This window comes from Nocardiopsis sp. SBT366, from assembly GCF_001083815.1.
Classification (GTDB): domain Bacteria; phylum Actinomycetota; class Actinomycetes; order Streptosporangiales; family Streptosporangiaceae; genus Nocardiopsis; species Nocardiopsis prasina.
Genome location: NZ_LAVM01000068.1, coordinates 21,269 through 31,750 on the forward strand (window position 1 = coordinate 21,269; position 10,482 = coordinate 31,750).

A 10,482-nucleotide genomic window follows, 5' to 3' on the forward strand; every position below is an offset into this window, starting at 1 on the left:
GGGCGCTCCCGGAGCGCCCCGGCTACTCCTCGTCGTCCTTCTCGGCCTCTCGGACCTCGGCCTGCATGGGCATCTCGAACCAGACCGCCTTGCCGTCCGGAGTGGGGCGCGATCCCCAGCGGCTGGCCAACTGCTCCACAAGGTAGAGGCCGCGTCCACCCTCGTCGTCCGCGGCGGCGCTGCGGATGCGCGGCAGGCGCAGGTCGTGGTCGAAGACCTCCACCCACACCGCGTTGGCCCCACGGCGCAACCGGAGCAGGAACTCCTTGTCTGCGGGGTCCTCGGCGGACTCGTCCTCCTCCGCGACCGCTTCCAGCAGGTCGCTCCAGTCCTCGTCGAACTCGTCGGCCGCACCACCGGCGGCGTCGATCGGGGTCTCCGAGTCCAGGACACCGCTGCCGGTGAACTCGCGGTGCACCGGGTGCGGGGTCGCGTGGATGACCACGTTGGTGACGATCTCCGAGACCAGCAGGCAGGCGAGCTCGGCCTGGTCGCGGTCGACCCCCCACTCCTTGAAGGTGTCGGCCGCCAGGTGCCGGGCGGCGCCCACGGTGGAGGCCTCCGAGGGGAACCAGCCCTCGCGCAGCGCCAGCTCCTCGGAGTGGGTGCGCACCACCAGGAGCGCGGTGTCGTCGTCCAGCACGCCGGGCACGCTGTGCACGGCGGCCTCGGCGATCTGGTCCACGTCCTTGTCGGCGACCTCGGCGACGCGTTCGGTCATCCGGGCCAGCGCGCGCTCCGGGTCGGCCTTGCCGCCCACGGGCCGACGGTCCACCAGTCCGTCGGTGTACATGACCAGGGTGGCGCCCAGGGGCAGGCGCAGGTTGGCCTGGTGGTAGACGATGTCCTCGCCCGAGCCGCCCTTGGCGCGCACGCCCAGCATGCGGTCGGTGACCTCCAGGTCGAGGGTCTCGACCGACTCCGAGGTGATGAGCAGCGGCGGAGCGTGCCCGGCGTTGGCGTAGGACAGCTCGCGGGACCAGGCGTCGTAGACCATGTACAGGCAGCTGACGCTGGGAATCCACACGCCGCCCCCGCTGTCGGGGATGCCGAGCTGTCGGACCCACTCGTCGAGCTCGCGCAGGATGTCGGCGGGCTCCCGGTCGGCCTGGGCGAAGGCACGCAGTGCGGCGCGCAGTTGGCCCATGACGGCGGCCGCGTGCGGGCCCCGGCCCTCGACGTCGCCGATCACGAGCCCGACGCGTCCGGCGGAGAGCGGGATCGCGTCGTAGAAGTCGCCGCCGACCTGGGTCTGTATGCCGTGCCCGTGGCCCTGGAGGGGGCCTGCCGGAAGGTAGCGGTGCGCGACGGTCAGGCCGTCCAGGGCGGGGAAGTCGGTGGGCAGCAGGCTCCGTTGGAAGGCCACCGCGGTGCTGCGCTGCTCCTCGAAGAGCCGGGCGTTGTCGATGGCCAGCGCGACCCGGGAGGCGATGGCGCCGACCAGGTCGCGGTCGAAGCCGCCGTAACTGCTCTTCTGCCGCGGTGAGAGCCCGGACAGGGCCAGGGTGAGCACGCCGAGGACCTCGCCGCGGGCCCGGAGCGGGGCGGCGATGGCGGAGGTGACGCCGACCTGGCGGGAGACCCTGTCGGAACGGTCACTGGGTGAGTTCTCGAAGAGGTAGTCGCTGGTGACCACCGTCTCCAGGCGACGCATCGCCTGGGTGACGAAGTGGCGTTCGGGGTAGCGGACCTCGTCCCCGACGTCGAACCACGTGTTGGCCGGGGGCATCCAGCCCTCGGCGTGCACGGAGACCTGTCTGACCAGGCGGTCGCGGTCGTAGAGGTCGATGAAGCAGTGGTCGGCGAACTGCGGCACCAGGATCCCGGCCACGCCCCTGACAGTGGAGTCGAACTCCAGGGAGCTGGCCAGACGGCTGCCGATGCGTTCGAGCAGTCCGTACTGTTCCTCGACCCGGCCGCTGCGCAGCGCCTCGCGGGCGATGAGCGTGATCCCGTCGATCTCGCCGGACTCGTCGCGCATGGGCACCGCCTGGGCGCGCACGTGGATCCACGTGGAGTCGCCCTTGAGCACGGCGAACGTGCCCTCCCACGGCTCACCGCGCAGCACACGCCGCGCCAGCTGCGAGGCGTGTTCGCGGTCGGACTCGTGGATGCCGATGTCGAGCAGCGACAGGCCGACGTAGTCGCGCCCGCCGACGAACCCGAACAGCTCGCGGGCGTACGGGTTCCAGTAACGAAGGAGGCTGAACCGGTCGATGACGACGATGGCGATCTGGGCCTGGTCGACGACCTCGGCCGTGGCGAGCGCGTCGCTCTCCCGGAAGGGCTCACCCCACCGTGTCATCTAGCCGCCACCTCGCCGTCATGAGCTGCATACATGCCCGCTCCGGGTACCCCGAACGACCGCACCTTGGGGCGAGCGTAGCAACACCGTCAACGTTCCCGCAGCGCAATGAGACAATCCCGATGAGCAACCAATCAACGTGGACGAACGCTTCACGGCTTGGCGACGAAGATGTGCCCGGCGACGTCCGCCGGGAGTTCGGTGTTCTCGACCTCGCCGATGACCCGCACACCGTCGTCGGAAGCCTGAAGCACGACTTCCTGTCCCGGTTGTACCCCGGATTCGCGCAAGGTGAGCATGATGTCCGCGTCCGGCTGGAGTTGTTCGCTGATGCGCCGCACCGTCACGGTGGTCTCCGTCTTGGAGGCGGCGTCGATCATCGGCACGATGGAGTCGTCGGTGAAGGGCTCGGGGGAGTATCCCTCCAGGCCCAGCTCCTCCAGTCCCGGGATCGGGTTGCCGTGCGGGCACACCGAGGGGGCGTTGAGCAGCGTCACCAGACGCTCCTCCACGGCCTCGGAGATGACGTGCTCCCAGCGGCAGGCCTCGATGTGGACGTCCTCCCACGGCAGCCCGATGACGTCGACGAGCAGACGCTCGGCGAGCCGGTGCTTGCGCATGACGTGGGTGGCCAGCCTGCGGCCCTCGGCGGTCATCACCAGGTGACGGTCGTTCTCGACCTTCAGCAGGCCGTCGCGCTCCATGCGAGCGACGGTCTGGCTCACCGTGGGGCCGCTCTGGTGCAGGCGCTCGGCGATCCGGGCCCGAAGCGGGACGATGCCCTCCTCTTCGAGCTCGAAGACCGTACGGAGGTACATCTCCGTGGTGTCGATCAGCCCGTGTGCGGTCAAGACTCCCCTCCCAAGGCTCTGCGCCCGACGCGCGGTCGCGTGCGGGCACGGCAGGTCTCTCACAACACAGGCCGGGACCACGTGATTCCCTGGGGCCGAGTGGGGACCGGGGCGTCCGCAGGACCGCGGGAGCGACCACCGATGCGTCCAGCATATCGCGGCGCGACGGGCGTGGATTTCGACACTGTCTCACGATCCGGACACCATGGGTCCCCGCGGCCCCGACCGCGCAAGGGTCCAAGGTCACAGGCGTGCAGGTGATCCGGTCGATACAAGAAGTATCCGGAAGACCCTTGCCAAACCCTCTCACGAACCCCACTCCCACCCGAAACCGAGTCCGACGCGACCAACGTCACCTCGGGGCCGAGATCCACGGAACCTCCGGTCCGGGCCCTCGATCGGCGGGCCGAGCGGGGGCGCCGCCTCCCGGCGCCCAAGCCCCGGGACACTACGGAGCGAGCCGTTCGATCTCCCAGGCCCGCCCGGTCCACAGGTAGCGGAACCGGTCGTGCATGCGGTCCTCGCCGCCCTGCCAGAACTCGACCTCGCCGGGGATCAGCCGGTATCCGCCCCAGTAGGAGGGCCGCGGGATGGCCTCGTCCGCACCCCAGACCACGTCGAACCCGTGGAACAGCCGGTCCAGTTCGGGACGGTCGGCCACCGGCTGCGACTGGCGCTCGCTCGCCCAGGCGCCCAGCTGCGAACCCCGGGGGCGGGAGGCGAAGTAGAGGTCGTTCTCCTCGTCACCGAGCCGCTCCACGCGTCCGGCCACCAGGACCTGGCGCCGGATCGCGTGCCAGGGGAACACCACGCTCGCGCGGGGGTCGGCCTCCAGGGCCCTCCCCTTGCGCGAGGTGTAGTTGGTGAAGAAGCGCAGCCCCGTGCCGTCGTAGCCCTTCATCAGGACCGTCCGCGACCTGGGCATCCCGGAGGGCTCCACGGACGAGAGCACCATCGCGTTGGGTTCGGCGAGGCCGGACTCGTGGGCCTCACCGAACCACACGTGGAACTGGGCCATCGGCCGCTCGGCCAGGTCGCGGCGGCGCAGGGGTTCACCCAGGTACGGTTTCCGCAGTTCCGCGGGGTTCTGGTGGTCCACACGACGCATACTCTCATGTCGGTCGTCCCCCGATTCCGGAGCCCAGAGGCAGGCACTCCTCACCTGGTTCGATGGTGTTGGCGTTGCGCATTCCGCACCTCTGGACCACGTGCTGACGCTGCTCGTGTCCGGTCTCCGGATTGACCACCTCCGGGCCCACCAGCACCAGCTGCACCATGCGGCCGTCGTACCAGTTCCCGTCGTTCCCGGCGTCGAACTCGATGTACCCGGAGACCCCGGTCAGGTTCCGGGTGCCCTTGATCCCGCTGTGCAGGTCGTCCCGCTGCTCCTCGTACTGTTCCTGGGTACGGAGGAAGGGGTGCCGGTCCATGCCGACCCACCTCAGGGGACTCTTCGCCTCGAGCTGCTCCTGGGTCAGACCGGTGGTGGGCAGAGCCTCGGAGACCACCAGCAGGGCGTCGCTGGCCACGGCCGCGTGCGCGATGGAGGGGTACTCCTTCCTGGACGCCGACCGCTCCTCCTCGCCGTCCTCCCTGAACAGCTCCTCCTGGAGCGTCGCCATGTCGCGGTAGAAGCCCTGGTCGCCGCCGCCGGGGCGACCGCCCGGACCGCCCCAGGGCCCGCTGGGCGCCAGGGGCGTGTAGAACACCGAGTGGTAGGCGGCGTTGTTGCCGATGAGCTCCTCCTCGTCCGAGACGAACTTGGAGACGTCGTCCCCGCCCAGGATGGTCATACGGCCGTCCACGCAGTCCTCACCACCGGTCCGGGTGAACCGGCGGTAGAACTCGGTGAAGTCGTCGGAGCGGCCCGCGTAGTAGAGCAGGTCCGGCGGGTCGTCGTCGGTGCACAGGCGCTCCAACTGCTGCTCGTAGGTGGTGTCGGTCTGCGCATCACCGTTCTGGTAGAGCAGCACGCCCTGCCCGTCGTACTCGCCCCGGTCCAGCCCCTCGGCGCCCTGCCACACCCGGCCGCCACGGTCCTTGAAGGCGGCGATGAACTCCCTCGCCAGGTGCGGTCCGTACTGTTCGTGCGGCCCGCCCTCGGCGTCCGTCTCCCCGCTGGCGATCGCCACGGCGGTCTCGTGCGGCCGCAGCCCGCGCTCCGCGCCGTCGGCGTCGCGCCAGGACGCCCCGTACCGGGCCCAGTGCGCGGACTGCTCCGCGATCCTGGTGTTGGCCGGGGAGACCGGGAAGTAGAACTCGCTGTGCTCGCGCGCGCCGGACTGGGCGACGTCGTCGAAGGTGGCGGTGGTGCCCACCATGGTGATCGAGGCGTCCCCGACCTCCTTGATGGCGTTGCTGTTGGGCACGACGCTGTGACCGAAGCCGACCGCGGCGATCGGTCGGTCCATCCCGAGCCGCTCGTCGTCGGCCCGGTCCACGATCTCCTTCGCGGCCACCAGTGAGTGCTCCCAGTTCCGGCCCGCGTTGGCGATGAGCAGCTTGATCCTGGGGTACCTGGAGTCCTTGATCCGGTTGTGCTGGCCCTGCTGGTAGGCCAGGCCGAGGAGTTCGCCCTGGCTGCCGGAGAGCGAGGGGTCGTCGGGGTCGGCCACGTCGAACTCGGCGAGGTGGGCGATGGTGACGTAGGGCTGGCCGCTGGCCTCCACTTCCTTGTTCTGCTCGTGGACGAGCTCGGTGACCTCGGTCAGCCGCTCGTTGAAGACGAACGCGCCGTCGGTGACGCCGACGCACTGGTCGCCCTTCCTCGTGATGCCCTTCGCCTGCCAGACCCCGTCCTGGACGCACGGGTTGCTGGCCTGCGCCAGCGAGGGCAGGAAGACCAGTCCGAACAGGACCAGGACGGCGGTGGCACCCGCGACCCCGCCGGTCCACAGTCCGGCGAGCACGGGTCCGCTGAGGACCCACTCGGGGGTGCCGCGCCGTGTGAGCTCGCCACCGCCCTCGGGCAGCGGCGCGATGTGCCTGGTGATGACGCGTTCGACACCGAGCACCCCGGCCAGGTAGCGGCGCCGGGTCCACGTCCGCACCGGTTCGAGCGCCTGCTTCTCTTCCTCCTCCTCGTTCTCCTCCCCGCCCTCGATGAACTCGGGCATCGCCTCGTTGCGGGTGGAGTCGAGGGCGCCCTCCACCAGGGGGCCGAGCCCGGCGTCACGCACCTGGACGAGCAGCAGGGGGTCCGGGAAGGCACGGCGCAGGCGCTCCTGCTCGATCAACCACACGAAGTACCGGCCGACCCGGTCCAGGCGTCGCTGGTCGTAGACGAGCACCGGGCGGGCGCCGCCGCCGCGCCGGAGGCGGTAGCTGCCCGCGCCGAACTCCCGGTGGAGGTCGTCCAGGAGCGCGTTGACCGCGATCTGGTGGGTCCCGGGCGGGCGGATCGACCCGTTGATCCGGGCCCGGTCCATGGCGAGGTTGTTGAGCTGGTTGAGCAGGTGCACGCCGTGCGCGCGGTGTCGGCCCCGACCGCCCGGGGACGCGCTCTGTTCGGGGCCGCGCCCGTCCAGGTCCATGACGTAGCGGTGCCGGTACAGCCACAGGTAGGGGCGCCACGGGAGCAGGAAGAAGAACACCGTGAGCACGTAGACGGTGACCAGGAGCGTGCCGACCAGCAGGGACACGAGTTCGTCGGCCTGCTGCGCGAGCAGGCCGAGGTAGGCGACACCGAAGGGGGTCGCCGCGAGTACCAGCGAGAACACGAAGGACAGCGGGGTGAGGATCTTCTCGTCCGCGGCACCGAAGGTGATAACCCTGGAGGCCGCGTCGACGAATCGGGAGAACCCGGCCGCGCCACGGGCGAGTCCGCGCCAGTAGACCGTGCACCGGCTGCGCAGCAGTTCCCAACGGCTGGGGGCCGTCACCGTGCCCGGTTCCTCGGCGGCCCGCTCCGCGCGTTCCAGGAGCTCGTCCCTGCGCTTGAGCGCGCTGTCGAGTCGCGCCTCCCGAAGCGCCCTGATCACCTCGACCTGGGTGCTGCTGGTGTTGAGCAGGGTGCCGTGCTCGGAGACGCCCGTGCCCTCGGAGAACTTGCCCCTGATGACCTGGAAGTTGCAGCGCCGGAGCCACAGCAGGGAGCGGACCTGGGAGAAGCGCGGCGGGGGTGGCGGCTTTCGGCCGCGGGGCGCCGCGGGCGGATCGGCCTTCCACGCGAACCCGCCGTCCACCAGGCGTTCCAGGAGTTCGTACAGCTCCTGGGTGGTGACGTCGCCGTCGGCGTCCCCGGAGGACGTGCCCTCGCGCGGCTCCCGAACGGGTTCGGCCCCCGGGGGCGGGGCGTCGGTGTCCCCGGGCCACGGCCAGCGGCGGCTCCAACCGTTGGTGCGCCGCGCCGGCGGGCGGGGGGTCTCCTCGGTCTCCCGGGCCGGGACCTCCCCGACCTCCCGGTGGTCCTTCTCGGGGAAGCCTTCGGGGAGCAGCCACACGGGGCCGACCGCGCTCGCCCGCACCAGGGCCCGCAGGACGGCGGGGCGGTCCTCGCGGCGATCGGTCACCAGGTCCAGGACGGGAGGGGGCTCGGCGATGTCACCGCGCTGCCGCTTGCCCCTCCGAGCGGGCCGACGCCGCGCCACCGTGTGCTCCAGGTTACGGACGGTGAAGTGTTCGGAGCGCGAGGGGCGTCGGCGCAGGTTCTCGAAGACCCGGACGAAGGCGGGTCTGCTCGGCTGGTCGTCCTGGGTGTCGGGTGTCTGATCGGACACTCGAAGCATCCCTCCACAGTCTTGTTGTGAGGTTCGGCCCCCGGCAGCTGCCCCATTAGACAGCAAAAGGCAGCAGGCCGACATCCCTTTTCCCCGAATTGGGACTGGCCCATACCGGCCAGAACCACCGACCTGTGATGATTCGTTGCGCGGGTCACGTGGTTTCACTTGCACCAATTGCCGCCCTGACCGGCGCCGCCACGATGTCCACCACTACGCTGGTCCGCGTGACCGAGATTCAGATTCCCGCGAACCTGCTGCCCGCCGACGGCCGTTTCGGGAGCGGCCCCTCCAAAGTCCGCGCCGCCCAGCTCGACGCCCTCGCCGCCTCCGGCTCCCGCTACCTGGGGACCTCCCACCGGCAGAAGCCGGTCAAGTCCCTGGTCGGCCGGGTCCGCTCCGGTGTGAGTGAACTACTGTCCCTGCCCGACGGCTACGAGGTGGTTCTGGGCAACGGCGGGACCACCGCCTTCTGGGACATCGCCGCCCACGGGCTGCTGCGCTCCAAGTCGCAGCACCTGGCGTTCGGCGAGTTCTCCAGCAAGTTCGCGAAGGTCGCCAAGGGCGCCCCCTGGCTGGACGACCCGACGGTCATCACCACGGACCCCGGCACCCACGGCGAGGCCGTCGCCGAGGCCGGTGTGGACGTGTACGCCCTCACCCAGAACGAGACCTCCACCGGTGTGGCCGCCCCGATCCGCCGGGTCGCCGGGGCCGACGAGGACGCACTCGTCCTGGTCGACGCCACCAGCGGCGCGGGCGGTCTGCACGTCGACATCTCCGAGACCGACGTCTACTACTTCGCGCCGCAGAAGAGCTTCGCCGCCGACGGCGGCCTGTGGATCGCGGTCATGTCTCCCAGGGCCCTGGCCCGGGTGGAGGAGATCGCCGCGAGCGGCCGCTACGTGCCCGAGTTCTTCTCGCTGCCCACGGCGGTCGCCAACTCCGCCAAGGACCAGACGTACAACACCCCGGCCGTGGCCACGCTGCTGCTGCTCGCCGAGCAGCTGGAGTGGATCAACGGCCAGGGCGGCCTCAAGTGGGCCGTGGCCCGCACCCACGAGTCCAGCTCGATCCTCTACAACTGGGCGGACCGCTCCCCCGTCGCGTCGCCGTTCGTCGTCGACCCGGCGCAGCGGTCCCAGGTGGTCGGCACCATCGACTTCGCCGAGGAGGTCGACGCGGCCCGGATCGCCCAGGTGCTGCGCGCCAACGGCGTGGTGGACACCGAGCCCTACCGCAAGCTGGGCCGCAACCAGCTGCGCGTGGCGATGTTCCCGGCCGTGGAGCCCAGCGACGTCAACGCCCTCACCGAGTGCGTCGACCACGTCGTGAGCCAGCTGTCCTGACGGGGATCACCCGGAGACCGTCCTGAATCGGTCCACGGACACTGGAGAATGGAGGCCGACCCGCCGAGCGTGGGTCGGCCTCCTTCTCCTACTTCCGCTCATCGTTTCCCAGGACGGTCCCACTGTGCGCAGGAACAAGAAGACTGAACTCCCCATCAAGATCATCTCCCACCGGGGGGCCTCCGGTCACCGACCCGAGCACACGCTGGCCTCCTACGAGCTGGGCGCCCGGCACGGCGGCGACTTCATCGAGATGGACCTGGTCGCCACCAAGGACGGTCACCTGATCTGCCGCCACGAGCAGGAGATCGGTGAGACCACCGACGTGGCCGACCGCCCGGAGTTCGCGGACCGGCGCACCAAGCGGACCATCGACGGCCGCACCGCCGAGGGGTTCTACGCGCAGGACTTCACCCTCGCCGAGATCAGGACGCTCCGGGCCCGCGAGCGCATGGCCGAGGTCCGCCCGGACAACGCGGTGATGGACGGGACCTACGGGATCCCGACCCTCCAGGAGGTCATCGAGCTGGCCCTGTCCCTGACCAAGCAGCTGGGCCGCCCGATCGGGATCTACCCGGAGACCAAGCACCCCGCCCACCACGTGGAGCAGGGGTTGGACCTCGAACCGCCGCTGATCGCCGCACTGCGCGAGGCCGAGCTGGTCGGCGAGGAGCCCGCGGTCCCGGTGTTCCTCCAGTCCTTCGAGGCCGAGAGCCTGCGCAAGCTCGCCGAGACCGGGCTGCCCCTCGTCTACCTGATGGGCACCGAGGAGCACTGGCTGCACCACACCACACCGGACGGCCTGGCCGAGGTGGCGACCTTCGCGCACGCCATCGGCCCGCACAAGAGCCTGGTGATCCCCACCAACGAGGACGGTTCCCTGGGGGAGCCCACCGACCTGGTGAAGGACGCCCACGAGGCCGGCCTGGTCGTGCACCCCTTCACGTTCCGCAGTGAGAACCACTTCCTGCCCACCGACCTGCGCTCGGACGGCGACCCCAAGGACTACGGCGGCTTCGCCGCCGAGTACGAGGCCTTCTTCGACGCGGGAGTGGACGGCGTCTTCACGGACTTCTCACGCCACGCGTTCCTGTGCCGCGAGCACTACCTCGACCCCCAGCCCGAGAAGTAGCGGAAGGACGGCCACGGCCGTCGCCCGCCTCCCACCCCCCCATCCAGGAACGGCGGGGGGGGGGCCCCGCCCCGAGGGGCGGCGCACCCCCGCCCCCCTCCCTGGCCCCCGCCCCCCCCCCCCCCCC

6 protein-coding genes are annotated in these 10,482 nt (G+C 70.7%); 2 read left to right on the top strand and 4 right to left on the bottom strand.

Annotation, left to right across the window (positions count from 1 at the left end; genetic code table 11):
- Positions 1-22: 22 nt before the first annotated feature.
- The 4 genes from ADX84_RS19145 to ADX84_RS19160 all read right to left on the bottom strand — a co-directional run bounded on the left by ADX84_RS19145 (position 23) and on the right by ADX84_RS19160 (position 7,874).
- On the bottom strand, positions 23-2,305 hold the full coding sequence (locus ADX84_RS19145; RefSeq protein WP_049576984.1) for a SpoIIE family protein phosphatase: 2,283 nt from the start codon (positions 2,303-2,305) through the stop codon (positions 23-25).
- 152 nt (positions 2,306-2,457) lie between these two features.
- The gene (locus ADX84_RS19150; protein ID WP_049576987.1) at positions 2,458-3,156 is read right to left on the bottom strand and encodes a metal-dependent transcriptional regulator; all 699 of its coding nucleotides are present in this window, start codon (positions 3,154-3,156) and stop codon (positions 2,458-2,460) included.
- A 448-nt stretch (positions 3,157-3,604) separates the two neighbouring features.
- Positions 3,605-4,255, bottom strand: coding sequence for a pyridoxamine 5'-phosphate oxidase (pdxH, locus tag ADX84_RS19155; protein ID WP_049577008.1), 651 nt, complete (start codon positions 4,253-4,255; stop codon positions 3,605-3,607).
- A 13-nt stretch (positions 4,256-4,268) separates the two neighbouring features.
- Positions 4,269-7,874, bottom strand: coding sequence for an ABC transporter substrate-binding protein (locus ADX84_RS19160; protein WP_049576990.1), 3,606 nt, complete (start codon positions 7,872-7,874; stop codon positions 4,269-4,271).
- Between the two features lie 203 nt (positions 7,875-8,077).
- Here ADX84_RS19160 and serC point away from each other — a divergent pair, with 203 nt between their 5' ends.
- Both serC and ADX84_RS19170 read left to right on the top strand, forming a co-directional pair.
- Positions 8,078-9,223 carry a phosphoserine transaminase gene (gene serC / locus ADX84_RS19165; RefSeq protein ID WP_199776641.1) on the top strand — a complete coding sequence of 382 codons (1,146 nt, stop codon included), beginning with the start codon at positions 8,078-8,080 and terminating at the stop codon, positions 9,221-9,223.
- Between the two features lie 124 nt (positions 9,224-9,347).
- Complete coding sequence (locus ADX84_RS19170) at positions 9,348-10,355, top strand: glycerophosphodiester phosphodiesterase family protein (protein ID WP_049576997.1); 1,008 nt, start codon at positions 9,348-9,350, stop codon at positions 10,353-10,355.
- The last annotated feature ends 127 nt before the right edge of the window (positions 10,356-10,482 follow it).